At 58.1% G+C, this 25,074-nt stretch carries 26 protein-coding genes and 2 pseudogenes; 12 read left to right on the forward strand and 16 right to left on the reverse strand.

Annotated features, from left to right (window positions below; translation table 11 throughout):
• Positions 1-331 precede the first annotated feature (331 nt).
• The gene (locus NMA58_RS23505; RefSeq protein WP_434714121.1) at positions 332-736 is read right to left on the reverse strand and encodes a hypothetical protein; all 405 of its coding nucleotides are present in this window, start codon (positions 734-736) and stop codon (positions 332-334) included.
• Positions 737-1,031: 295 nt separating this feature from the next.
• On the opposite strand from NMA58_RS23505, the gene NMA58_RS23510 reads away from it, so the two are divergent.
• The 6 genes and pseudogenes from NMA58_RS23510 to NMA58_RS23535 all read left to right on the forward strand — a co-directional run bounded on the left by NMA58_RS23510 (position 1,032) and on the right by NMA58_RS23535 (position 4,956).
• Positions 1,032-1,922: an alpha/beta fold hydrolase gene (locus NMA58_RS23510; RefSeq protein ID WP_434714122.1), complete on the forward strand. Its 891-nt coding sequence runs from the start codon at positions 1,032-1,034 to the stop codon at positions 1,920-1,922.
• A gap of 183 nt (positions 1,923-2,105) precedes the next feature.
• A pseudogene (locus NMA58_RS23515) lies at positions 2,106-2,542 on the forward strand (curlin).
• Between the two features lie 51 nt (positions 2,543-2,593).
• Positions 2,594-2,992, forward strand: a complete 399-nt coding sequence (gene csgH, locus NMA58_RS23520) for a curli-like amyloid fiber formation chaperone CsgH (RefSeq protein WP_183705633.1) — start codon at positions 2,594-2,596, stop codon at positions 2,990-2,992.
• A 168-nt stretch (positions 2,993-3,160) separates the two neighbouring features.
• A complete protein-coding gene (locus NMA58_RS23525; protein ID WP_434714123.1) occupies positions 3,161-3,574 on the forward strand; it encodes a curlin in 414 nt (137 codons plus the stop codon).
• Positions 3,575-3,846: 272 nt separating this feature from the next.
• The gene (locus tag NMA58_RS23530) at positions 3,847-4,440 is read left to right on the forward strand and encodes an ankyrin repeat domain-containing protein (RefSeq protein WP_221113689.1); all 594 of its coding nucleotides are present in this window, start codon (positions 3,847-3,849) and stop codon (positions 4,438-4,440) included.
• Positions 4,441-4,452: 12 nt separating this feature from the next.
• Positions 4,453-4,956, forward strand: a complete 504-nt coding sequence (locus NMA58_RS23535; RefSeq protein ID WP_434714124.1) for a YHS domain-containing (seleno)protein — start codon at positions 4,453-4,455, stop codon at positions 4,954-4,956.
• A gap of 15 nt (positions 4,957-4,971) precedes the next feature.
• Here the strand turns inward: NMA58_RS23535 and NMA58_RS23540 are convergent, their stop codons facing one another.
• Positions 4,972-7,134, reverse strand: coding sequence for an adenylate/guanylate cyclase domain-containing protein (locus NMA58_RS23540; protein WP_221113687.1), 2,163 nt, complete (start codon positions 7,132-7,134; stop codon positions 4,972-4,974).
• 571 nt (positions 7,135-7,705) lie between these two features.
• On the opposite strand from NMA58_RS23540, the gene NMA58_RS23545 reads away from it, so the two are divergent.
• The 3 genes from NMA58_RS23545 (at position 7,706) to NMA58_RS23555 (ending at position 9,950) form a co-directional block, all read left to right on the forward strand.
• Entirely contained in the window at positions 7,706-8,779 is a 1,074-nt protein-coding gene (locus NMA58_RS23545) for a hypothetical protein (RefSeq protein WP_434714125.1), read from the forward strand.
• 336 nt (positions 8,780-9,115) lie between these two features.
• Positions 9,116-9,358, forward strand: a complete 243-nt coding sequence (locus NMA58_RS23550; protein ID WP_097600190.1) for a hypothetical protein — start codon at positions 9,116-9,118, stop codon at positions 9,356-9,358.
• A gap of 13 nt (positions 9,359-9,371) precedes the next feature.
• Entirely contained in the window at positions 9,372-9,950 is a 579-nt protein-coding gene (locus NMA58_RS23555; RefSeq protein ID WP_434714354.1) for an AAA family ATPase, read from the forward strand.
• A gap of 273 nt (positions 9,951-10,223) precedes the next feature.
• Here the strand turns inward: NMA58_RS23555 and NMA58_RS23560 are convergent.
• The 10 genes and pseudogenes from NMA58_RS23560 to NMA58_RS23605 form a co-directional block, all read right to left on the reverse strand.
• A pseudogene (locus NMA58_RS23560) lies at positions 10,224-10,669 on the reverse strand (GlcG/HbpS family heme-binding protein).
• An 18-nt stretch (positions 10,670-10,687) separates the two neighbouring features.
• The gene (locus NMA58_RS23565; protein ID WP_434714355.1) at positions 10,688-11,668 is read right to left on the reverse strand and encodes an ROK family protein; all 981 of its coding nucleotides are present in this window, start codon (positions 11,666-11,668) and stop codon (positions 10,688-10,690) included.
• Between the two features lie 14 nt (positions 11,669-11,682).
• The gene (locus tag NMA58_RS23570; RefSeq protein ID WP_434714126.1) at positions 11,683-12,384 is read right to left on the reverse strand and encodes a ribulose-phosphate 3-epimerase; all 702 of its coding nucleotides are present in this window, start codon (positions 12,382-12,384) and stop codon (positions 11,683-11,685) included.
• On the reverse strand, positions 12,371-13,198 hold the full coding sequence (locus NMA58_RS23575; protein ID WP_434714128.1) for an alpha/beta fold hydrolase: 828 nt from the start codon (positions 13,196-13,198) through the stop codon (positions 12,371-12,373). Before NMA58_RS23575 ends, NMA58_RS23570 begins: the two co-directional genes overlap by 14 nt.
• Positions 13,195-14,031, reverse strand: a complete 837-nt coding sequence (locus NMA58_RS23580) for a sugar phosphate isomerase/epimerase family protein (RefSeq protein WP_183705629.1) — start codon at positions 14,029-14,031, stop codon at positions 13,195-13,197. The genes NMA58_RS23575 and NMA58_RS23580 overlap by 4 nt, the downstream gene beginning before the upstream one ends.
• Positions 14,031-15,107, reverse strand: coding sequence for a Gfo/Idh/MocA family protein (locus NMA58_RS23585; RefSeq protein WP_434714129.1), 1,077 nt, complete (start codon positions 15,105-15,107; stop codon positions 14,031-14,033). The genes NMA58_RS23580 and NMA58_RS23585 overlap by 1 nt, the downstream gene beginning before the upstream one ends.
• Before the next feature lie 25 nt (positions 15,108-15,132).
• Positions 15,133-16,218 (reverse strand): ABC transporter ATP-binding protein, encoded by a 1,086-nt coding sequence (locus tag NMA58_RS23590; RefSeq protein WP_183705536.1) that lies wholly within the window; start codon positions 16,216-16,218, stop codon positions 15,133-15,135.
• A gap of 5 nt (positions 16,219-16,223) precedes the next feature.
• A complete protein-coding gene (locus NMA58_RS23595; protein WP_210282944.1) occupies positions 16,224-17,135 on the reverse strand; it encodes a carbohydrate ABC transporter permease in 912 nt (303 codons plus the stop codon).
• The gene (locus NMA58_RS23600; protein ID WP_434714356.1) at positions 17,119-18,000 is read right to left on the reverse strand and encodes a carbohydrate ABC transporter permease; all 882 of its coding nucleotides are present in this window, start codon (positions 17,998-18,000) and stop codon (positions 17,119-17,121) included. Before NMA58_RS23600 ends, NMA58_RS23595 begins: the two co-directional genes overlap by 17 nt.
• A 107-nt stretch (positions 18,001-18,107) precedes the next feature.
• Positions 18,108-19,361 carry an ABC transporter substrate-binding protein gene (locus tag NMA58_RS23605; RefSeq protein ID WP_434714357.1) on the reverse strand — a complete coding sequence of 418 codons (1,254 nt, stop codon included), beginning with the start codon at positions 19,359-19,361 and terminating at the stop codon, positions 18,108-18,110.
• A 127-nt stretch (positions 19,362-19,488) separates the two neighbouring features.
• Here NMA58_RS23605 and NMA58_RS23610 point away from each other — a divergent pair, with 127 nt between their 5' ends.
• Genes NMA58_RS23610 through NMA58_RS23620 form a run of 3 tightly spaced genes read left to right on the forward strand, consistent with a single transcriptional unit; the run spans position 19,489 to position 21,784 of the window.
• The gene (locus NMA58_RS23610; protein ID WP_183705532.1) at positions 19,489-19,860 is read left to right on the forward strand and encodes a CidA/LrgA family protein; all 372 of its coding nucleotides are present in this window, start codon (positions 19,489-19,491) and stop codon (positions 19,858-19,860) included.
• Entirely contained in the window at positions 19,853-20,551 is a 699-nt protein-coding gene (locus tag NMA58_RS23615) for an LrgB family protein (RefSeq protein WP_434714130.1), read from the forward strand. The genes NMA58_RS23610 and NMA58_RS23615 overlap by 8 nt, the downstream gene beginning before the upstream one ends.
• Before the next feature lie 24 nt (positions 20,552-20,575).
• Positions 20,576-21,784: an ROK family transcriptional regulator gene (locus NMA58_RS23620; RefSeq protein ID WP_183705528.1), complete on the forward strand. Its 1,209-nt coding sequence runs from the start codon at positions 20,576-20,578 to the stop codon at positions 21,782-21,784.
• Here the strand turns inward: NMA58_RS23620 and NMA58_RS23625 are convergent, their stop codons facing one another.
• From NMA58_RS23625 to NMA58_RS23640, 4 genes are all read right to left on the reverse strand, one after another.
• Positions 21,785-22,456, reverse strand: a complete 672-nt coding sequence (locus tag NMA58_RS23625; protein WP_434714131.1) for an HAD-IA family hydrolase — start codon at positions 22,454-22,456, stop codon at positions 21,785-21,787.
• A gap of 23 nt (positions 22,457-22,479) precedes the next feature.
• A complete protein-coding gene (locus NMA58_RS23630; RefSeq protein WP_434714133.1) occupies positions 22,480-22,914 on the reverse strand; it encodes an RbsD/FucU family protein in 435 nt (144 codons plus the stop codon).
• An 84-nt stretch (positions 22,915-22,998) separates the two neighbouring features.
• Positions 22,999-24,156: an ROK family protein gene (locus tag NMA58_RS23635; RefSeq protein WP_434714134.1), complete on the reverse strand. Its 1,158-nt coding sequence runs from the start codon at positions 24,154-24,156 to the stop codon at positions 22,999-23,001.
• Positions 24,157-24,294: 138 nt separating this feature from the next.
• Complete coding sequence (locus tag NMA58_RS23640) at positions 24,295-25,065, reverse strand: SDR family NAD(P)-dependent oxidoreductase (protein WP_434714135.1); 771 nt, start codon at positions 25,063-25,065, stop codon at positions 24,295-24,297.
• Positions 25,066-25,074 lie beyond the last annotated feature (9 nt).

Genomic DNA, 25,074 nt, shown 5'->3' on the forward strand with positions numbered 1-25,074 from the left:
GCTTATCGATCCGAACGAGCTGCGCTCACTCCCGATCGAACGAATCGCAGCCTGCCGTCAGGCACGAACGCGTTCATGTCCTGGCGATCGGATTGCTGAACGGGCCTCAGTGCATTCTAGGAGATCTCCGCCCTCGCGGAGCCGATGTGACAGCGATCGGCTCAATCCAGGCCTTCGCAAACTGGCGCGATCCGCATTTGACAGTGTCGATCAACGGTTGCCAATCCAGGCCCGAAACTCCCGATAATTCTCAGTGCAAAAGCAGGAGATGCACTAAGAAAATTCGAACATGCAACTTGGCAACCGAGATCGTCGCTCTTTCCCGATTGGATCAGCTCGCCCGGGAGACGCCGGCCCGACTCGAAGCCTCGCTGCCCGAGAAGATGATGACGGCGAATATCAGCACGCCGGCGAAGGCGATGAGCGAGGAAATGGCGACAATCGGTTCCATTGCCATGTTTCCGGAAAGCAGCAGATAGAGGGACGGGATCAGCACCGCGACACCGAAGGTATAGACGATGTACTGGATCATCGCCAGGCGCTTCTCGGCCTTGTGTGGATTGAGCGCGTGGTAAACGCCGAAGAGCGCCATGGTGACCCAGCCGAGCAGATTGGCGTGGGCATGGGCCCCGGTCGGTGCATGGTTACCTGAAATCGACATGTGAAGGCCGACCGAGATACCGGCGATCAGAAAAATGATGGCGGTCTTGAAGTAAAGATTTGCGATGCGTGGCATTGGTTTTCCCCTCTGTAGCCGACGAAACTTAGCATGTTTTCAAGCTTCTGAGAAAGAGCGCATCAGAGGATCTTTGGAGCGCCAGCCCTGTCATCGATATCGGAATGGAAATATTGCCGGGAAGCCAGGCGACATTAGAACAACATTGTGGGGGCGAGCAGGTTAACCCTGATGGCAGTGTCAGTGGGAACTTGTTACAACGGCTTGCGCAGGCACGCTCCGCCTAGAACAGGTTGGTCGAACTAAGCCACAAGCGTCGCGGAACCGAGAACCAACCGCGGGCGTTTGTTGGATCATGTTGAAGCAGCAGGTATTTCGCCCCCGGATCGGAACGATTCACCAGATTGACAAGCACCAGGTGCATGTTCTGGAGAGCGGCGACTTGAACGCCAGGCCGATCGTTGTCCTCCATGGCTGTGGGAGCCTGGCTGAAGAGGTTCTGCTTCCGTTTGCTCAGAGCCCGTTCCGAATGGTAGCCCCGGATCGCCCGGGCTACGGTTTCAGCAGCCCTCTTCCTCTCGCTGAACGAGGACCGATAGGCCAATCCTTTTGGCTTGAGCGCCTGATCGATGCAATGGATCTGCATTGCGTCTCGATCGTAGCCCACTCCATCGGCAGCGCGCCGGCACTTCATTTGGCTGCGCGCCGGCCGGAGCTGGTGAACGGATTGCTTCTGATTTCGCCGTGCTGCAGGCCTGTCCCACCGAAACCGCTGCCCATCCTCCGGGCATCCGTCGCCCCGGTGGTGGGCTCATTGATCCGCCAGCACATAATCAGCCGATGGGCAGCGTTTTTTCTCGAGCGTGGTCTGCGATCGTCGTCCTTTCCAAACCCTTTGCCTCCCCAGCTGTCGGCATTGCCCGCCGCTCATATGGTTAATCCGGGCGCAATTGAAACAATGGCTAACGAGCTGCGGGCCTTCAACAAAGACATGGAACTTCAGCCGAAGCTGCCCGGCAATCTTCCATTGCACGTCCTGTTCGGTTCGGAGGACCGCATAGTTCAGCCGGCCTGGCATATCGATGGCCTTCGGCAGAAGCATCCGAGGCCGACGATCAGGGTGATCGAGGGCGTCGGCCACCTTCCACATCATGTTGTGCCAGCCGTAGCCCGACAGATGCTGAGCGACCTTGCGAGGGAGCAAGCACAGCAATCGTCTGAGCGGAATTTGGCTGGTGTCGCGTGAGCGGGCCCACCTACCCCTTGCCTGAACTCTCGAGTAGGCAGGATAGGGGTGATCTGGCCGCGGAGGGGCGCCGATCTCCGCGAATGAACCCCGACTGAATGGTGTCTTCAGCTTCCGTTCCGAAGAGAGCGTCTAGAAGAAAGACGTTCAACCGCGGTCTTATCCGCCTGAGGAGACATATTCATGATCCGCACGTCTATCATTGCAACCGCACTCGTCGCTCTCGTCGGCATTGCCGCCGCAGCCCCCGCCATGGCCAATGATGTTCGTATCGAACAATATGGCTGGTCGAACTCTGCCGGTGGGGCACAGGAAGGATACGGAAACCGGATCAGAACCTATCAGAACGGTGGCTACAACCGGATTCTCGGCCGTCAATATGGTCATTATAATCTTTCAGCTGTCGGTCAGGAAGGCAATGACAACTATGGCGCCACCTATAGCGCGGCAACCGCAACGTAGCGGGCATTGGCCAATTCGGCTCCAGCCACACGACCATTCTTACCCAGGACGGTAATGGCAACATCGCGGCCGGCGTTCAGGTCGGCCATGGCTGCAGCGCGAATGTCAGCCAGGGCGGCAACGGCAATGTCGCGGCCTTCGTCCAGGCCTGCCCTTAGGCGCCTGCACGTGACGTGATCGCAACAGCAGACCATCAGGGGAAAACGACCATGCCAAATAGCATCAAACATCCGCACCGCGTGATGACGATTCTCGCGCTGGTCCTGCTTCCCGTCGGCGCGGTTTCCGCCATGACGAAAGCCAACCAATCTGACCGCGTGCAGCTTTGCGAAATCAAAGCAACCCCGGAGGCAGGTATGGTGAGACTGGACGCGCTCGTCCACGCCGACATGCATGTCGGCGGGACTTACACCTTCCATGTCGAAAAAGTGGGAGGCGGCGGAAGCTCCACGATCAACCAGAGTGGCGATTTCGATGCAGTCGAGGGACATGCGGCAATCCTTGGTTCGGTCTCGCTCGACTCGAAAGGAGCCAAATACAAAGCCACGCTGGACGTCGTCGTCGGGGATGAGAGTTTCAGGTGCGTGAAGCAGATCGGCGGCAGCTAATCGGCCTCCACATTCTCCAGTTTTCCTAAAGGGCGCCGTTTCCGGCGTCCTTTTGCTTCTACCGGGCCGAAGCGACTGAACGACAACTGAACGGGCGATTCCGACTGGGTTCAGCTGCAAGATGTGAAAGTTGATCATCGGCTGAGGCAGCCGCAAATGGAGATCAGAATGACCCGCAACCTGTTTAAGATCCTTGCCGTTACCCTTCTTGCTGGGAACCTCGGCCAAGTAGCCTTGTCTGCGCCAGCCTATGCCGGCGGCCGGATCTCATTCAACCTCGCACCGGACAATGCGCGGGATGCCGGACTTTTTTCAACCGGGTTGCGCGTCTATTCGCTCTATCGCGGTTTGAAAGACGCTGACATCAGGCAGCTGGGTCGGGGTAACGCGGCTGGTATCGCTCAGGCTGGCCGCGGCAACCTCGGCTTTGTCAGGCAACGGGGCAATGGTCATTCCGCGACGTTGCGGCAGAACGGCAACAACAATGCCTATGGCATTTTCCAGTATGGGCGAAGTACTGAAACCGACGTGGTGCAAGATGGCGATAACGGCAGTGGCGCTACCTTCAGCTATGGCTGGTAAGGCAGTTCACAAGCCGGGCAGTGGCTCTGCGGTTGCTCGCGTCCACATTTTAAAGCGAATACCCCACTTTGACGCACCAATGTGACACCATTTGCTGAACGCACTGGCTATAGATCGGGAAACTTCCCGCCCAGTTTGTGCTGATCTGGAAGAGGCGGAAATTTCCTTCTTCATCGCCCCAACGAGAAGCGTCGTCAGGGCGGCCGCCGCAGGTGCTAGTAGCCGAAGTGCCGACGGCGTGCTATGCTGCGGGAAATCTCCAAGGTGAAGCCATGCGCCGGTTCCTTACATCGGTAGCGTTGTTTTTGTCTGCGACAGTGGCGGCCGCGGATGATCCCTTGTTCGACGCCGTTTCAGCGGGCAACACCGCCGCCGTGGAACAGCTTCTGGCTTCGGGGGCGGATGTCAACCGCCGCACTCGGGACCAGGCGACCCCGCTCATCACCGCCGCCCTTAAAAATCAGCTTGCCGTCGCCGAGTTGTTGATAGGCAGGAATGCCGACGTTATGGCGAGGAATTCAGGCGGCTTCACACCCCTTCACGCCGCGGCATTTTCCGGTAACGTACCGATTACCAAGCTGCTTCTGGAGCGCGGAGCAATTCTCGACGATGCATCCAACAAAGCGGGCGTTACGCCGCTCATGGTTGCGGGCGAAGAGAACCACGTCCTCCTCGCAGAATTTTTGCTCGCCCAGGGGGCTGACGTCACCCACGCCGAGGTTCACGGCTACGCGCCGATAACGAGGGCCATGTGGAAAGGCAATTTCGATATCGTGCGCCTCTTCAAGCGCCATGGCGTGGCATGTCCTCCGGCCAGCGTCCTGGGTGAGGGAAATTACGCTAAATGCATGGAAATCCACGAATAACAGGAGGCGAAGATGCACGTTGGATACGGGAAATACTGCATTGGTCGCTGTTTGTTAACGATCGGTCTGGCTGTCGCAGGCACTGTCGGTGGATCGCCGGCCATAGCCGACGATTCGGTAAATACGGGCTACTTCGGCGGTGTCGCCATCATGGGGTACGATACCGTAGCATACTTTACCGAAGGCAAAGCGACGAAAGGCTCGGAAAAAATCTCCTACGAATGGATGGGGACGCCCTGGCATTTCGCCAATGCCAAACATCGGGAGATGTTCATGAGCGAACCGCTTAAATACGCGCCCCAGTACGGCGGCTACTGCACGGGCGAGGTGAGTGGCGGGTCCGTCACGGTCAACATCGATCCGGAAGCCTTCAAGATTGTCGAAGGCAAGCTTTACCTGATGTATGACAAGGCTGATGCGGAGGACTTTGCCGCGCACCCGGCGGACACTGTGGCCCGGGCCGATGCCAAATGGCCGAAGGTCGCGGCCGATCTCGAACGGGATCAGTATCACTGACGGACTGGCAAGCGCCTATTGGGCAGGTGAAAAATAAAAGACCTTGGTCGAATTTACGTAAGCATAGCTGGTTTCGCCGGCAAGGTTTACGTGTCTATAGACCGGACCGCAATCGGCTCGGCCAAATGCGTTTTCACTTTGCTCGCAAAGCAGGTTCCCTTTGACAGAAATTTTCTCGGTCATCATCTGGGACGCCGAGCGGAATGCGGCCTTTCCGTCCAGTTGGACTTGCATCAGCGCAGGGCTTTCGGACGGCTCGGTCTTTCCCTGCAGAAGCTTGCCCATGACGGTGGCGGCGATCTCGGCACCCTGCAACCGATTTTGCTCGTCCCCCTGGAAGCCAAACGGCCATTCCGGCAGTCCCGCCTCGCGTAGCGCGTCCAGCATAAATGCCAAATCCTGGTCCCTGAAATGGGCATTGCCGAGCCGCCATGACGCGAGGCAGTCACGCCCCCCCATAAGACGTTGGGCCTCGGCGACAGTCGCTCGAGCCTCATCAATGCGACCGACGCGGACATAGGCCATGGCGAGAGGGGTAACGAACTCGCCGTTCCCCTGGGAGCCATAGCCAGCGCGTTTGAAACTGTCTATCGCCCTCTCGTAGTCTCGTTGCAGATAAAAAACTATACCCGCCGTATACCGGTCGACAGCGGACGGGTTCGGATCGAACCTGAGCGCCTTATCGACCGCCGCAGTAGCGTCGGCGTGGTTGCCCGTTACCGATTGAACATATGCGGCCGCCATATGGGCCTCGGCGTCGGCGGGCCCAAGTGACACGGCCTTCTGTGCCGAGGCGATCGCCTGGTCATAACGTCGGTCCACGACCTGCATGATAGCGAGGACTGCATATGGCGACGGTAGTTCAGGATCGAGGGCGAGTGCTCGACTTGCCTTATCGTAGGCTCTTTTTCGCGCCAGGGCACTCTGGAGGACGTCGTCATATGCGCTTCGCCAGACAAAGGCCGTCGCATGCGCATCGGATGCGAATGCTTCAGCAAAGCCGTTGTCGAGTTCCTCGGCCTTGTCATAAAGCGCCAATGCCTCCAGCATCCGAGAACGACGTCCGGTACGGGCCGCCTGCTCGGCACGCAGATAATAATCATAAGCTTCGAGATTGGCGGTCGGCGGACGGGCAATTCGCTCTGCCTCGGAGGGGGTGAGTTCCAGACCGAGCGCATCGGCGATCTGGCGGCTCATCGAATCCTGGACAGCAAACACGTCCGCCCCGCTGCGATCAAACCGATTGGCCCACAGATGATCGCCGCTTACAGTGTCAACCAGTTGCGCGTTGACACGCATCAGGTCGCCCATTCGCTGCACACTGCCCTCCACGACAAAGCGCACGCCGAGATCGCGGCGAATGTCTGCCAGCAAGTGGGGCTTATCCTTGTAGGCGAAGACGGAATTCTGGGAAATGACATCAAGTTTCGACAACCTGGTGAGATCGGTAATCAGGTTGTCGGTAATGCCATCGGCGAAGTAATCTTGGGTTTGGTCACTCAAGTTGGCGAAGGGTAGCACTGCGATCGATGCGCGTTGTTTATGGGGCCATTGCCAAGCGACGACAGCCGCACTGGCAACGATCAACAGTCCTGCGAGCGCCAACAGCGCCACGCCTCGTGACCTTGCCCGACTGGAAATGACGACCGTGCCAGTGTGCCCCGGGCCAAGCAGAACGCGATAGACGCGAACCGGATCCGCTATGTTTTTCAACCGATGCTCGCCGAGTGCCGAGAAGCCGACGTCAACCTTGTGCGCAACGTGGTCGAATGCGGTCCCAGATATGAAAATTCCGCCAGGTTCGGCAATTCCCTGCAGACGGGCGGCTATGTTGACGCCGTCGCCATATATGTCGTCGCCTTCAACGATAATGTCGCCGAGATTAATCCCGATGCGAAATCGAATGCGCTGCTCCTCGGAAACTCCCTGGTCTCTGCTGGGCATTTTCCGCTGGATTTCGGTCGCACATTGAACCGCATCCACAACGCTGGCAAACTCGACGAGCGCGCCATCACCCATGAGTTTGATGATCCGGCCATGGTGCTCTTCGATGGCGGAATCGACCAGCTCCCGACGGCAGGCCTTCAACCGCTCGAACGTGCCGCTCTCATCCACTCCCATGAGACGACTATAGCCTACCACGTCAGCGGAGAGTATCGCGGCGAGACGCCTATCCATTTCTCTGCCCCACCTTTTCGATACAGGGAGCTGAGCATCTTACCACGACCGAGGAGGCGCTGGCACAGGAGTCCGGTCTTTTCGCTAATTTGGCCCGCGTTCGTGATGCGCCCTGACGAATCGCGAGATAGCTTTTGCAGTTGAAGGGATCAGAACCGAAGACCCGAAAACTTGTTACCTCACTATGGCACATTATCTAGGAATCTTAGGAGCCTAGCCGGGCGGGGAATAACGGGAGTGCGGCCGATGGCAAATCGCTGGCGGCAATGACATGGATGTCCGTTCTCGCCGCCGAAGTTCAGGATCGGCGTTCGGCGGACAGTCGTCCACAGCGAGACGAAAATCCCAGACACTGATTAGAAAGATTGTGCGTCGGCCTCGTGGCGACGGTGAAGCGCCTGCGGCGATATTTAAGAGGGGTCAATGCTGCGAATGTGTCGCCGTGAGGACCTTGTCATCTCTAAGCGAACTTCGACGAGCATAAACGCGCACAAAAATTGTTCTTAGCTAATTCTTTCGCTTCCTTGCGATATCGATCTGCAACTTCAATTTCTTTTCCGCTGGTGAACCAATGCCTGAATTGACCGACGATGCCGCAGCCGCTCTCGCCGAAGCGTATCTTAGCGATCCGCAGCGCCATACTTCGCAAGACGTCGTAAGAGCTGACCGCCTTGTCCGGCAGACGGCGACTATCTTGGCAACAATCTCCCGATATGTTTCGACCTCGTCTCAAGAAGAAGCTAAGGCTGAATTTACGTTCGTCCTTGACCCGAGTGGAGAGCCAAACGGGCCGGCGGGTATGAATAAGCAGGACGGCGAGTTGTTCTACTACGCGCGAATAGCACTGGCCTCGGTAGAGCGGCTTTTCGACCTAATTGTCAGTGTGCACGAGGTTCCTGCACGTAATTATGACCCGATGGCGTTCGTGGTTGCTGCAGTGGTTACTGCTCTCGCCCATGAGTATTCTCATGGCCTTTATGGCCACAAGGAAAAAGTGGAGACCAACATTAGCGGGTCCCGCTTTCTCGAGGAACTAGATGCAGACCGTCGTGGCGGCGTGGGCTCGCTTTGCCTTTTTGTTGATCGAGAATTGCGTAGGATGATGGGTGATTTCTTCAACCTGAAAGATCCTATGGATTTTTTAGAAGCGGCGATGGTTGGACACTCGCTGCTCGCCTTTTGGCTGGCCGGCGGCCGAAAGGATCTGTACGCCGGGCCGACGATGCGTTGTTTCATGTATTACGACGGTCTGCGGTCTATTGCTCTACGGGAACGTTTTGCTGACTTGAGCCAAATCAATCTTGCCCGGACCAACGCCGATCGGATTGTCGTTAAAATAGCAAAATTCGTCGAGGGAGGTGACCGACTAATCAAGATTCGCGAGGATCACCTTGCAGCCGAGACGGAATATAAGAAGACTTTCAAAGAAAATCTGTACAAGCGCACCGACGAAACCCTTGCGGCATCGCCGTTTTGGATTGCATTTTCTGGTCGGAGTCAAGCGACGTGGGATGACGACAATGAACGTCACGGAATCGTTATTCGGCAACCCACACCACGGGAGTTACGCGCAGATGGTGTTAAAGTCCCGTTTAAGGCGTCACTCCTCGAAACAATCTGTCGCCTGGTATGCCGCTGGAGGTAAATGGCATCCGGCAACCGCAATAGAGATGACTATCAGCCAAGTGTAGCAGAACGCATCAGGCGCCGCGCCGGAATATGCCTGAAGAGAGTTCCCGCAGTGTCTGCCTTTCAGCAAAGTATCTTTGAACTCCATCACGCGCGCGGGAGCATTGTCCACACTGGGGAACTTGGCCAAGCAGAATGCGCGCAGGCAGCTTGCACGATGCTTCTGCAACCTGGTTGCTCGTATCTCGACCGGCCGGCTGCCGTCCAACAATCCCATCCGCAACCTGCTCGGATTGGTCTTTTCGGGCTCGATGATGCTTGCTATATTGGACCGTGAAGAATTGGAGTAAACATGGCAAAAGTCGTCGTCAAAAAGCTTGGTGGCCCAAACTCCGGAGTGCGTGGCAACGCGGTGACGGAGAAGCGAGTTCGCGATTCGAGCAGCGGGCAGTTCGTCACTGTGCGCACGATTGACGCGAAAAGCCAAACATTTGGACAAGACATCACCTACGTCTTCAGCAAGAATGTGGCCAAGGCTCGCCGTGATAACAAAGCTGTGACAGGCGTCGTCGACCGTGCTCCTGCAAAAGCTTGAGCAGCCGGTCTTTCTGATCGTTGCAGGACCCAACGGATCCGGTAAGAGTAGCGTCTATGCAAATGCAGATCTTGAGTTGGAAGGGCGGTCCGTATGGATTGTCAATCCTGATCTTCTAGCAGCCCGGATCAGTGAAGTAGAAAAGAAACCACTCTCCGAAGCCAATTTGATTGCAGTTCAACGCATCGAGGCCTGGATCCATTCATCCATAGCCGTCCATAAAACAATTGGCGTCGAGACCGTGTTATCTACAGATAAATATCGACGTCTTGTGGAAGCCGCTGAGGCCTTGGGATTTGCTGTATGGCTTTTCTACACCGTTTTGGACAGTCCGGAACGATCGATCGAGCGCATCAAGCTACGCGTCGCGAAGGGTGGACATGACGTTCCCGCCGATAAGGTACGTGCTCGCTACGCAAGATCTCTCGATCAACTCCCTTGGTTTCTTGAACGTGCTGACAGAGCCTGGATTTGGGACAACAGCGGTGCAAAGCCCAAACTGATCGGTGAAAAGCAGGATGGTGTAATTGGTCTTGATGAGAATGCTCTCGCCGTCGTCGCGTCCGCTGTGAAATCTATCGCGACAGAGTGACGGAAGCTATTCCGGCGCTTTAATTTTCGTCACCCTTCAAGCGCCCCACCTTTAGGCGGAGCTCTTGAAAGGATCTGAACCAGCAACCCGCAACAGGCAGGCCGGCGCTCGAACTAAATCAACGAGTTGGTACATAACGCTGTTTTATGGAACCGACCACCGAAGATGAAGCCAGCGTGCATTTCAAAGCTGAAGTTGACCTATGTCTCGGAGGGACCTTGGGCCAGTGACCCAATCCCCGGAACAGGTACGGCTAACTCCTTCGTGCTGGCATCAAGCCATCGGCAACTTTTCAGGCGCTGAGGTCGCGAAAAAAAGGTCGATTCCTGCCTGGGCGCAATCCTTGTCCTGCCCGGGCGTTCCAGAACTGACCCCAACGGCGCCGACGACCTGACCGTCGACGATGACGGGGATGCCGCCAGCCACGACCAGCAGTCGCCCGCCGATGGCCGAGTTGATGCCATAGGCCGGCTTGCCCGGTTGGCTGACTTCTCCATAGCTCTCTGTCGTTCGCTTGGCGCCGGCGGCAGTGTAGGCCTTGTCCTGTGCTATGATGGTGCTGGTAATTTTCCCCCGTCCATGCGTTCGAACGCGATCAATTGCCCCGATTCATCCGTCACAGCGATACACATCGGTACTCCGATTTCTTCCGCGCGTCCGCGAGCACCCTCGATCAAAATGCGGGCGTCGGCCAGGCTCAATCTGTTAATCGTCAGCATTTCTTCTCCTTCTTGCTTTCAATTGTGCGCAGCAAGCGCGAAGGTATCCGCCTCGGGGCGTTTCGCCAGAAAGGCAAGCGCAGCCGACCCCACAAGGCCAGAATTCTGGCCCAGGGCGGCACGCACCACCTTTACATCCTTGAAGGCAGGCATTGCCCATTGGCCGATGTAGGCCTGGATGCCGGGCTGGAGGCTTTCGAACTCGTGCGAGATCCCGCCACCCATGACGACGATGTCGGGGCTGAAGATGTGGATCAGGCCGGTAAAACCGCGCCCGAGGATCTCCGCCTCCTCGTCAATCAGTCTCTTGGCAAGGGCGTCGCCGTTCCGCGCCGACACGAAGACATCGCGCGCGTGGATCTCGCTACCGTTCTTTCCCAGCGTCGTCTCCTCGCAGCCGATGGCGCGCGTCCTGGCGCGCAGGGTGAATGCCGTGCCGGAACCATAGGCTTCGAAACAGCCGTGATTGCCACAGGGGCATAGCGCGCCGTTAGGCTCGACCGACATGTGGCCGATGTGCGCGGCCATGCCCTTGCGGCCGCGCACCACGCGGCCGTCCGCGACGACACCCCCGCCGATGCCCGTGCTCACAGTAACGTAAACAAGATTTTCGAGCCCTCGGCCCGCCCCGAATTGCCATTCTCCGATGGCTGCGGCAATGCCGTCGTTCTCGAGGCTTACGGGGAAGGCAAAGCGCTTTTGCAGTTCCGCTTTCAACGGGAAATCCGTAAAGCCTGAAAGGGTCGGAATATCCTTCGCGATGCCGCTGACTGTGTCGATCGGACCCGGCGTCGAGACGCCGATGCCAACGACCACGGAAGACTTGGTCGCGGCCAGCAATCTTTCGGTGAGGCTGTGAATTTGCGAAAGAACTCGCTCAGGACCCGCCTGGGCCTCGGTCGGCTCCTCCATGCGCGCAACGATCGTGCCGTGCTTGTCGATGAGGGCCGCGCGCACCTGAGTTCCCCCTAAGTCTATCCCGATGGCGATCTGATGCATGTTCATACCGTGCGTTAGAGTGCGCGTAGCCACGCCATCCGCTCTTCAAGCGATGGAGCATTGAAAGCCAGAGAGCCGAGAACGACCGTCTCCGCTCCTGCCCGGCGCAGCAGCGGTACCGTATGCTCCCGGATACCGCCATCGGCAGCAAGAACGATGCGATGCGTCGCGCCGCTGGCCGCTATGATCCGGCCAGCTTCCTCAAGCCGCGTGCCGGCCCGTCCGTCGAGCCCCTGCCCTTTTACGCCGATGGCCGTTCCGAGCAGCGTTACGAAATCCAGGCGTGGGACATATTTGGCGATACGGTCCACGGGGGACTCGACCCGCAGGACCATGCCGGATGCAACGCCGCGCCGGTCCAGAAGATCGATCGCTGCGTCAGCCACCGCTTCGTTCTCAACATGGATGCTGATGAGATCACTGCCGGCATCGACGAATTGTTCGATCTGCGGCAACAGCACATTGTCGGACACCATCAGGTGAACATGGATCGGCCGCGAGGAGACCTTGCGCACGCCCGCGACCAGATCAGGAAAGAAGAGCATCGCAGGCGCGAAGTGACCATCGGCGACATCGATATGCAGGACGTCGACGAATGGTTCCACACGCGCGAGATCATCGGCAAGCCGTACGAGATCAGCTGACCACACGGAGAACTCCGCGATCAATCGGTCTCTCGGCAGGCTGGCAATCCAGTTTTTGTCAGGCTTGCTCATGTCTCAGACTCTTCAGGAAATTGCCCATCGCAAGCCGGAAGTCGGCAACATACTTCTCCCGGTGTTCCACTTTGGGCGTGATTTGAACGAGGCGTGCACCGGGTATGATGCGCGCCAGGGTTTGCGCGTGGGTGAGCGGGTGAATCAGGTCCTTCTCATGACCGATCACCAGCGTTGGAACATCAAGGTTGCGAACCTCAGCTTTTGTCACTCCTGGCCCGTCGCTGGAAATCGCGCTCAGGAGTGCCGCGGTCACCTCGATCGGATCCCGTGAAAAGAAACCGGCAAGCGATAGCAGATTGTCAGGGGCGCCCGTTGCCAGGCGGCGGCCAATCGATCCGTCGAGAAAGGCGACCTTTGCCTCTTCAGGCGGCATGGCTTTCAACAGCCTGCCCACTTCGGCATTCGGCGCCATATTTTCCGGACCGGCCTCAATAACCCACGCAGGGCGAGCAACCACGAGCCCATTGACGAGATCGGGCCGCTTGACCGCAAGCCGTAACGCGATTGCCGCCCCCATCGAAATGCCACCGATCACCACGGGCGCCTGCAGATTACGCTCGATGTATAATTCAATGTCTTCCGCGAACGTCGCGATCGATAGCTTGTCAAGCCTGCCCGGCTGTGAGCGGCCGTGGCACCTCGCCTCCACCGTTATCCGGCGCAGCCCCGGCTCGGTCGGAAAGGCTTCGCGCGTCTGGCCAGCATCGCCGCAAAGGCCGTGCTGAAAGACGACGGTCTGCCCTTCGCCAGCTGCTTCGACATTCAGCAGCGTGCCGTCGGAGGTTTCGAACGGGCTGATGGCCGTGCTCATGAGGCCACTCCGTCCTGCAGATGGTTTTTCAGAAAAGTCGAGACGCCGGGCGCTTCGCCTGCCGACAGACCGTGGGTGATCAGGCTGCCTTCAAAGCCGATGCTCCTGAGGCGGCCAAGGTAATGGCCGTAGTCGAGCACGCCCTTGCCGGCCGTCGCGAAGCTGCCGTCCGGATTGCGATCCTTTGCATGGGCCATGACGATGCCATCAGCGAGAAGGTCGATGGCGCCCGATACGAGCGCGCGCTGCTCTTCAAGGCTTGCGATCTCGAAGAGGTTGGCCGGGTCGAGCACGACCTTGATGCGCGGGCTTTTTATTTCGTCAATGAGTTGCCGAGCCTTAGCCGCCGAATTCACAACATTGGCAAGCTCCGGTTCGATCCCGAGATCGACGTCGTAGCGGTCGGCGATACCGACTGCCGTTTCCATGGCTTCCAAGAGATCGCGCCATGCTTCTGGCGTATTGTTATCCGGATGCTCCTTCCACTGATCGACAGGATCGCGCGTGCCGGTGCACAGCGTGATGAACCCGGTCGACATGCCCGCACAATTGCGGGCAATGATCTCAAGCTTGGCGTGACCGGCGGCGCGAATGGCCGGGTCGGGGTGGATCATGTTGTACGTGCCCGACACCGCGACGACGTCCACGCCGGTAGCGTCTGCTGCATCGCTTACCGCTTTGGCCTGCGCCGCAGGAATCACTTCCGGCATGGATGGCAGGCCGGAACAGGCCATATTGTATTGTGCGCAGACGAACCCGGCGGCCGCGACGGCCTTGAGGACCGTTTCGGGATCGTTGCCATCAAAGGTCTTTGCAAATATCCCGAGCTTCATCACAGGCCACCCGTGACGTCGGCAAGTGCAACAGGCTTCCCGCTTTCAGCGGAGCGGGCAATCGCAACCATAGCCTGAACCGAGGCCAACCCGTCGGTGATGTCGGCACCTTCCATCGGTGCACCGTCGAGAATAGTGCGTGCAAACCCTTCGACCTGGCGTCGGTAGAAGTGGCCGTCGGCGCCGAGAACGCGGTGGGTCGCACCATCTGCCTCGCGGAAGATATCGACCTCGCTCGACTTATAATACCACGGATTGTAGGTCTTACCGAGAATGCTGCCGTTCTTGCCATAGATCTGGAAACCTTCGTGCCAGTCCATGCGTACCTGAACCGTCAGATCGAGATGACCAAGTGTGCCGGAGGCAAACTCGACATCAACGAACCAGCACCAGATGCCGGAGCGCTCGGAAAGCCGGGCGTTTACAGAGACGATATCGCCGGCGAAATAACGCGCGGTATCGATAAGATGGCAGCCATGAGCCAGCATATAGTAGCGGCGAAGATCAGCCTTCGGGTTCGTGGACGGACGCTTGGCATGTGCGCTGGTCACGATCAGTGGCTGCACCGCATCCGTCATTGGGTAGCGGTGAGTATTGTCGCAATACCAAGCCTTCAGCGCGATCAGATCGCCGATCTCGTCACGGATGAACGACTTGGCAGCCTGCAGGCCTGCGTCAAAGCGCTTCATGTGGCCGACCTGGAAGGTCTTGCCGGATTTTTCGACGGCGGCCTTGAGGTCCACGCACTCCTCGACGGTGATGCCGACCGGCTTTTCGCACAAGACATGCTTGCCCGCTTCCAGTGCTCGAATCGAGGCCGGAACGTGGAAGGCATCGGCCGTGGCGATGATGACGGCATCGAGATCCGGATCAGCCAGCATCTTGTCGTAGTCGTTATACGATTTTTGCGCACCGTGGGTGATCACCATGCGCTCGCGCAAATCGTCCGCGACATCGCAGATAGCATAGAGATCGGCGTTTGCGGCCTTCGTGCAGGCCTCGAAATGCGCTGCCTGGGCGATCTGACCGGCTCCGAGCACGCCGACGCGAAGGCGTCTTTCCTGTTTTGCTGGCATTGCTAAGTCCTTGGGAAGTTAGTGTTTAGAGAGCGACGCCGGTCTCGGCGTCGAAGAGAACTGCTTTTGAAAGGTCGAGTGCGAAGGATGATTTCTCTCCGATCCGGACCGGAGTGCCCGTGGGCAGGCGCGACATGATTTCGCGCTCACCTGTGCGCAGGGCCACGAACACATCCGGGCCAGTGGGCTCGATGACATCCACATGCAGCGTCAGTGTTGGATTGGAGGAGTTGCCGTCCGTCGCCAGTGAAATCCATTCCGGCCTGAGGCCCAGAAGCACCTCCCTGCCGGGGGCAGGCATGTCGATGACTGACATGGGGACCGGCAAAGTCGTATCCGCGCCTTTAATGGAGAGGCTCTGGGAGCCGGAAGTGACTATGGCGGGGAGCAGGTTCATCGGCGGCGAACCCATGAAGGTCGCGACGAACACGTTTGCGGGTCGATCATAGATGTCTTCGGGCGTACCGAACTGCTGCAGAATACCGTCCTTCATCACGGCAATGCGGGTCGCCATCGTCATGGCCTCGATCTGGTCATGGGTGACGTAGACGATGGTGGCTCCGAGCCGCTGGTGCAGCTTCTTGATCTCGGTGCGCATTTCCACACGCAGCTTCGCATCGAGGTTCGATAGCGGCTCATCGAAGAGAAAGATTTTCGGCTCCCGAACCAGCGCTCGTCCCATGGCAACACGCTGACGCTGCCCGCCCGAGAGCTGGCCCGGACGCCGCTTGAGCAAGTGGCGGATCTGAAGCAGATCTGCAACCTTGCCGACGCGCTCCACCCTTTCGGCTTTCGGCATCTTGCTCATCTCCAGCGAAAAGCCGATGTTCTGCTCGACCGTCATTGCCGGGTAGAGCGCATAGGATTGAAACACCATCGCGATGTCCCTTTCCTTCGGTTCAAGGCCCTGAACAGATCTACCATCGATGGTGATCGAGCCCGATGTGTGCTCGTCCAGTCCAGCGATAATGGAGAGCAGGGTCGATTTCCCGCAGCCTGAAGGACCGACAAGGACAAGGAACTCCCCGTCTTCAATGGAGATGTTGATGTCCTTCAGGACCGTCAGACTCCCGAAGCTTTTGTTGATGTGATTGATCGCCAGGTTGGCCATCGTCGTTATCCCTTCACTGCACCGGCCATCAGACCACGAAGGAAGTACCGCCCCGCCGCCACGTAGATAATTATGGTGGGCAGCGCGGCGATCATCGCGGCGGCCATGTCTTCGTTGTAAGCTTTGGTGCCTGTTGATGTATTGACCAGATTGTTCAGAGCGACCGTCACCGGTTGACTGGAGCCGGCTGCGAACGAGACCCCGAACAGAAAGTCATTCCAGACCCCCGTGAACTGCCAGATGATGGACACCATCACGATCGGCCAGGAGATCGGCAGCAGTATCCGGATGAACACGGCCCAGAACCCGGCCCCGTCGATACGTGCCGCCTTGAAGATCTCCGCCGGCACGGTCACGAAATAGTTCCTGAAGAACATCGTCGTGAAGCAAATCCCGTAAACGACGTGAACGAGAACGAGACCGGGTATCGTGCCGGCGAGTTTCAATTGGCCGAGGAGGCCGGCCATCGGGATCAGTACGATCTGTAGGGGGATGAAGCAGCCGAACAGGACGAGGCCGAAGAGGATATTGTCGCCCCTAAACCGCCAATTTGCGAAAATGTATCCGTTCAGTGCTCCGAAGCCCACCGACAGCAGTGTGGCCGGTATGACAATCAGGAAGGAATTGCCGAAGTAGCCCTTCAGCCCCCCGCAGGTAACCCCGATGCATGCTGAATCCCAAACGTGCTTCCATGCTTCGAAGGTGATCGCTTTCGGAAACGACAGAATATTGCCGGACCGAATTTCGTCCATGCTTTTCAGGGACGTGAAGATCATGGAGACAAGGGGCGCCAGGAAAACCGCGGCTGCGATAATCAGGCATCCATAGATAAAGCCCCGGCCGAGAATACGGGTCGCTTTTATGTCGGTGCCCTTCGATAGGATTGCGGCGCTCTCCGCATCAAGTCGCAGGCTCATTGCGCAGCTCCGAATAAAGATAGGGGATGATGATGCTTGCCAGAGTAACGAGCATGACGGTCGCGCTGGCCGCGCCGACCGCAAGCTCGTTGCGCGTGAATGTCATCGAATACATGAACGTCGATGGAAGTTCAGTGGACACGCCAGGGCCACCCTTCGTGAGTGCGACGACAAGGTCGTAGCTCTTGATGGCGAGATGCGCCTCGATCACGAAAACTGTGAGGAAGGCTGGCCGAAGGGCCGGAATGATGATGCGCGTGTACACTTTGTGTATGGGGGCCCCGTCTATGCGGGCAGCGCGAAGAATCTCGGTATCTATCCCGCGAAGGCCGGCCAGGAAAAGCGCCATGACGAAACCGGTTACCTGCCAGACGCCGGCGATGACGATCGTGTAGATCGCACGGTCGGGCTCGATCAGCCACTGAAACGAAAAAGACGTCCAGCCAAGCTCGCGCATCATGTGCTCCAGGCCGAGGCCGGGGTTCAACAGCCACTGCCAGATGACGCCCGTGACGACGAATGAGAGTGCCATCGGGTAAAGGAAGACAGCCCGAAACACACCTTCGAAGCGGATACGCTGATCAATCAGGATGGCGATGAGCAGGCCAAGGCAGGTCGCTCCAATGATATAGAGACAACCAAAGATCGCCATGTTTTCAATGGCTGTGATCCATCGGGGGTTCTCAAAAAGTCTCCCATACTGTCGCCACCCAACGAAAGTGAAGTTGGCGAACATCTTTGATCCGGTGAGGGACAACAGCGCCGTGTAGGCGATGAAGCCATAGACGCAGACCGTGATGACCGCCAGTGATGGCGACAGGACGATTGCTGGCATTACCTTGCCAAGGCGTTTTGAAAAGGACATCGGCTGGCTCGGAATCAACTGGTCGGCGTCCCGTGGTCGGACGGGTGCGCAACCTCGCTGCAGGATACCCCCGCCGCCTCTCGACGGCAGGGGCAGGGAGGAACTGGTTACTTCGCAGCCTGGATGGAGCTGATCAGCGCGGACACGGCATCCTTAGACGACATGTCCGAGTTGAAGTGCTGGGTCACGACGTCGAAGATCGCACGCTGGATCGACGCGGGCTCCGCGTGGCCGTGAGCAAGCGACCCCATCAGGGTGCCGGCCTTCTCGGCCGTCTTCAGGTCGGCCATGGATTTCTGAGCGCAAGCATCGAACTTGTCACCCGGCACGTCGGAACGCGCTGGGATCGATCCTTTCACGAGATTGAAGGCTTGCTGAAATTCAGGCGACATAACGCTCGATGCAAGCTTGGTCTGTGCATCGACCGTGTCGGCACCGACCGGGAACATCGCGAGAAAATCCGTGTTGAAAAGGAACGAGCCCTCGGTGCCTGGTGCGGTAACGCAGAGGATATCGACGCCGGGTTTCATGCCGGCCTTGACGATTTCGCCCTTGGCCCAGTCACCCATGAGCTGCATCGCTGCGTCGCCCTTGAGCACCATTCCCGTTGCAAGGTTCCAGTCGCGGCCGGAAAAGTTCGGATCGACATAACCGCGGATCTTGCGCATTTGATCGAAGACCTTGACCATTGTGTCCGAGCCAAGCGCGGTCTCGTCCAGCTCGATGATCGCTTTCTTGTAGAACTCCGGCCCGCCGAGCCCCAGAGCCACGTCGTCAAAAATCGTCGTGTCTTGCCAAGGCTGTCCGCCATGCGCCAGGGGCGTAATGCCCTTGGCCTTGAGCTTTTCGGCAACCGCGTTGAACTCGTCCCAGTTTTTCGGTGGCTCCAGCCCGTTGTCCTTGAACACTTTGGCGTTGATCCAGAGCCAGTTGGGCCGATGTATGTTAACCGGAACGGCCTGCCACTTCCCATCATGAACAGCGAACTGCTTGATCTGATCCGGGACGACCTTGTCCCATCCCTCCTTTTGAGCCACCGAGGTCAAGTCGCCGAGAAGACCTTGCTCGGACCACTCGTTGACCGCCATTCCGAGCAGCTGAGCAGCCGTCGGGGGATTGCCAGCGGCGACACGGGCTTTGAGAGTGGTTGTTGCAGCTTCACCGCCGCCCCCGGCGACCGGCATATCCTGCCAGCTGACGCCCTTCTTCTGCAGATCGTCCTTGAGGACGCCCACGGCTGCAGCCTCCCCGCCCGATGTCCACCAGTGCAACACCTCGACGCTTTCAGCCGCAAGCGCATGGCCGCTGACCGATGCGGTCAGTGCAGCTGTCAGGGCAAGCATTTTGAACGATAAACGCATGTAGTCCTCCTCCAACCTACCGGCACCACGCCGGATCTTCGACAAACGACGCTCCTCTCGTTTGTTTCGATTGCAAACAAACATATTGGGGTTTATGAGTCAAGCGAGTTTGTTGTGGAGCCGAACAATGATGGTTGGAATCACGCTTCTGCTGATATTTCAGCTCGTTGGCGAAATCATCGCTTACTACCTTAAGGGTCTCGTACCGGGGCCGGTCATAGGTATGGCGTTAATATTCGGGGCGCTGATTGCTTCTCGAAGAACTCTAATCGGCAGACTGATGCAACCAACCGTGCCCACATCGCATATGCTATTGGCTAATTTTGGAGTCTTGTTTGTCCCAGCCGGCGTTGGGATCATCCAGCATTTGGACCTCCTTGCTGAAAGAGGCGTGGCGCTTTTCGTCACGATAGCCACCTCGACGGTTGCGACGCTGATCGTCACCGTGTGGTGTTATTTGGCGATCAAGCGGCTCATCGGAGGGGCAAGCCATGGATGAAGGCTTGTGGGTTTACCTCGCAGCGTCCCCGCTCTCATGGCTTTCCGTGACGCTCTTTGTCTGGATAGTCGCGCTCAGGTTCGCACGCGCGCTTCCCGCCAATCCTCTTGTCAATCCGGTGCTGCTGTCGGTCGCGACAATCGCATGTCTGCTTTCCATCTTCCACATTCGATACCAGACCTATTTCGCCGGTGCGCAGTTCATTCATTTTCTGCTGGGGCCAGCGACTGTGGCGCTCGGTATACCGCTATATGAGAAGCTCCATCTGGTCAGGGCCAATCTTATTCCGATGGTCGCGGCGCTTTTCGTCGGAAGCCTGACGGCGGTGACCTCCACGATTTATCTGGGCCGCTTCTTCGGCTTCGATCCAACGGTCGTCGCTTCTCTCGCTCCAAAATCTGTCACGGCGGCGGTCGCCATGGCTATCTCGTCTGGTTTGCACGGCGATCCGGCCTTGACCGCGGCCGTCGTCATCATGGCCGGCATTACTGGCGCCGTCGTCGTGACCCCGCTGATGAACGCGATGAAGATACGCGACTATAGTGCGAGAGGGTTCGCCGTAGGGCTTGCATCACACGGAATTGGCACCGCTCGTGCCTATTCGGTCGACCCGGTGGCGGGTCTTTTCTCAGGACTGGCCATGGGCTTGAATGCGCTCGTCACTTCCTTGATTGTACATCTCTTTTTGTGAGTCTGACTTTATTGGAGAACGCCAATGTCCATGCCGCGCGCCGTAAGGCACATTAATGAAGTCAGGGCGCTGGATGTTGTTTTTCGCCATGGCCGGATTAGCCGCGCGAATATCGCCAAAGAGCTGGGCATGGTTCGCTCGACGGCAAGCAGCATCGTTGCCAGCCTGGCTGACGAAGGATTGCTGGTGGAAGACGAGTCACAGGATGACAAAAGCGCCGGCACGGGCAGGCCCGGGACGTTTGTTCGTATCAACCCAAACTATGGGATGTTCATAGGCGCAGATATCGGCGTCGGTCGCATGAACGTCGTCGCTCTCGACATGGAGGCGTCGGTCATCGCACAGTCGACGGCGGACTTCAGCCTCTTTGAGGCAGGCCCCGACCTCGTGGTGCAAAAGTTAGTGGATGTCGTTGAGAATATCAGGCAAAGGCTCGGCAATGATTATCGTATCCGCGGCCTATGCCTGACCGCCCCTGGTGTCATCGATCGCAATGGCACCGTTTTGCGAGCGCCCATTTTGGGATGGCGGCAAGAACCGATCCTGGAGCGATTACAGCAGCGCTTGCCGGAAATTCCCCTGCTGATTGCCGAGAACGATGCAAACGCCTTCGCCATTGCCGAGATCTACCAGTCCAAGGATGAGCGCGGCGAGACGGAGATCTACATCTATCTGGACGCCGGCGTCGGTGGGGCGATCGTAAATTCCGGTCAGCTTCTCCGGGGCCAGGACGGCTATGCCGGTGAGCTTGGCCACATCATACTGGGGGACGAGGGTTTCGTTGAACTGGCAACCGTTTCGGGATCGTTCGAGAGCTTCATCGGGCGCGAAGCTGTGCTTGCGCGCTACCGCTTTCACGGTGGCTCGGCAGATGACATTCCTGCTTTCATGGAAGCGGCCAGGCGACAGGAAAAAAGCGCTCTATCGACTCTCAAGGATTGGTCGTTTTATCTCGGAAGAGGAATTGCGACCTTGACAAGCATTTTCAATCCCACGCGGATCGTGCTCGGCGGACCGGTCGCAGCACTTTTCGACCTTTGCCGTGAAGAGACGCTCGAGAAAGTTGCGAGCAATCTCCTCAACGGGCATCCCATCCCGGAAATAAAACTCTCGTCGCTCGGCCGCGAAGGCCCTGCGATCGGCGGCGCATCAATGCTGCACAAGCAGATGTTGTCCGTGGACGAAAACCTTGTCTTCGGTCGCCCGAAAATAGACGCCGGACGCGCTCAATGATCAGAATGACAGTAGCCCCAAGGCCCCGTTAACGAGCCTCGGCTTGAGGCGTTCGTAATTCTCAAACTGGTGGTGGTTCACCTTCATCCGCCGCTTATGCGTCTCGGTAATGACGCAGACCTGACAACCTGCCGCGGTTGCGGCGGCAATCCCCACTTCGGCGTCTTCGAAGACGAGACAACGTGCGGGTTCGACCGAAAGGCGCTCGGCGGCCAGAATGAAGCAATCAGGCGCCGGCTTTCCCTGCCGTACGTCCTCGGCTGTTACGAACACCGATGGTGTCGGCAATCCCGCCGCCTCGATCCGTCTTTTGGCCAGTGCAGAAGGCGCAGAGGTCACGACGGCCCACCGATGAGATGGGAGGCTGCTCAAAAAATGCTGCGCACCCCCGATTGCAATTATACCGTTGATTTCATCGATTTCCGCCTGTGTTATGGCGGCGGCCTCGGCCTGCGGATCGATATCGGGGAGGCCGAGGGAAGAGATCGTTTCGAAGGCCCTGCGCCCGTGGATCTTGGGTAGGAACACTTCTGGATCAAGCCCGAACTTCCAAGCCCAAGCTCCCCAAACCCGTTCAGCGGCGGCAATTGAGTTGAGGATCGTTCCGTCCATATCAAAAAGGAAGGCGTCGAAAGAAGAGGAGAAGAGATCGGGCAAGGTGTCACCTGACATTGGATTACCGCTTGGATTCCGATTTACTCGGGTGCAATGACACCTTTGCGCAGAATGACACTGCCATAGAAGCGTCGCTCTCCCGTGACCACGACCGTATGGGCGGCCCGGACGCGGTCCTTGAATTCATCCGGCTCGACCGCAGTGAGTTCGATCGCCCTGCCCTGCGTTTTCTCAAGGCCGGCACTGTAATCGTCGAAAACTGGCAGGATCTTGGCGGCATCGCCTTCAGCGATCATGCGCCATGCTACATGCGGTTCCTGTTCTTCCAGCGGAAAGATCTTTAGGATTGCTTCCAGCGCCCGTGGCCCGGAAACGCCGTCGAGACGGATGAGGCGATCATCGCCGGCATCGCAGGGGAAGTTCGCGTCGACGATAGCAATATCGTGCCGATGCCCCATCGCTCGGAGAGCGTAAAGCAGTTCCGGAGAGAGAATGGGGTCGATTAGCTTCAGCATCTGTTTCCTCCACTGGCCGGCTATTTGCGTTTGTATTATACAAATACAAATAAGGTGTCAAACCGTTTGGCATTCCGCATCGAATTAAACGGCGGGCAGTTCGGGAAGGTCGAAGAGGCTCTCGCGAAGAAGAGCGGCAGCGCCGATGGCAGCTCCATCCCCACCGAACCGGGCAACGGAAATAGGAGGGACATTGAAGCCGTGGACGAGGTTCTCAGAGAGGAGGCTCTCGACGCGCCCCGCCACCTTTGGGTAAAGGACGGCAAGCGGGCCGCCCAACACGATCGTTTTCGGGTCGAGAATATGAATGAGGTTAAGGACGCCCGTTGCCAGTCCCAAGGCCCATTCATCAAGGGCGCCGTCGAGAGCTGGAGATCCTTCCAAGGTCACGAGTTTGGCGAGGCCTTCTGGAATCGGGACACCATTCTCGATGAAGGGAAGAAATCTTTGGTAGCCAGCGAGGATTTCGAACGTGTGCGTGGCCGCCATTTCAGGCCGCCCACCCATCACCATGTGCCCGACTTCCCCTCCAAGTCCGTGTGCTCCCTCGACGACCCGCCCCTGCCGCAAATGCGCGCTGCCAATACCCTGTGCGAGCAATAACAGCAGTACGTCGCTCAGATCGCTTTCCGACGAGTCGGCGGCGACCGCGCTTGCAAGAGCCACTGCGTCATTGCAAATTTGAAGCGGCAGCGAGGGCTTCATCGCTTCCGACATGGCTGAAACGACGTCGACGTCTCGCCAGCTCAACCACGGGGCGGAAATGATTTTCCCGTCGCGCACGATACCCGGCGCGGAAATACAGACCCCGCGCACCCTCGATGCCCGGACCTTCGATACGTCAACCAGTTCCTTCGGCAAGGCGGCGAGCAGTTCGATCACCCGCTTCGGGTCGTGATACCGGTCGGCGATCGATACGATCCGCTTGGCAACCACCCGCATCGAGAAGTCGATCAGAACCGCGTTGATCTCGGCCGAGGAAATATCGAGACCGATAAAATAGGCGCCTGCCGGATTGAGCGATACGAGAGCTCCGGGGCGCCCTGCACCATTGGCCTCGGCGCTTTCGTTGAGATCGATAACAAGATTTTCCGCAAGTAGCTGCTTTATCGAATTTCCGACGGTTGCGCGCGTCACGTTCAGTTCGCGCGCGATATCTGCGCGCGACAAAGGAACGTCTCGGCGCAGGACGCGCAGACAACGCACGGCATTCATGTGTCTCAAGACACTGTTCGTCGTCAAGATTCCTCCCAGTGACAGCTTTTGTCGATCAGGAGCTGTTGTCAGGTATCGGCAATGCACTCGAATCATCGCTTAAAATACATTTCCACGCACTAGCAGATGCCGGCGCGCAAGCAAAGTTTCGGGCAAATGACCTCGTCATGCAACTGACCATCCGCCGTCCACCAACAGGTTGGCGCCAGTCACAAGGGATGCGGCCGGGGATGCGAGGTAGACTACGGCTCCGACAACGTCATCGGTATCACCGATCCGCCCGAGCGGAATATGGCCCACGGTACGCGCATAGAAATCCGGATCGGCAAGGACAGGTCGGGTCGAGTCCGTCCATATGAAGGTGGGCGAGACCGTATTGACCGTGATGCCATATTGCGCCCATTCGGCCGCCAGGCACCTGCTCAAGTGATTGATAGCAGCCTTGCTCATGCAATACAGGGCTTCGCCGCGAAGCGTGACCGTCCCGGCCTGTGAACTGATGTTGATGATGCGACCGCTCTTGCGCTCGATCATATGGCGGGCGACCGTTTGTGTGACGAGGAAGGTGCCCTTGATGTTGACATCGAGGATCTGGTCAAGCGCCTTTTCGTCGACGAGTTCCGCGAGGTTTCCCGGCGCCACGCCGACGTTATTGACCAACACGTCGATGTTTCCGAATGCCGCGACAGCTTCGGCAACCGCTTCGGCGATTTGACCGCTGTTTGAGATGTCCATCGTGACGGCGAGAGCGCGTCGGCCAGTGGTCTTCAGTTCCGCAACGAGATCGGCAACCGCCTCCACGCTTCGCACGCCGATGACCACATCGGCTCCGGCGGCGGCGCAGGCGAGTGCGATCGCGCGACCTATGCCACGCGCCGCGCCCGTTACGAGGGCAACCTTCCCATCGAGACTGAAGTTTGGTGCCTTGACTGTCATATTTCTTTC

This window comes from Rhizobium sp. YTUHZ045, from assembly GCF_051124255.1.
Classification (GTDB): domain Bacteria; phylum Pseudomonadota; class Alphaproteobacteria; order Rhizobiales; family Rhizobiaceae; genus Rhizobium.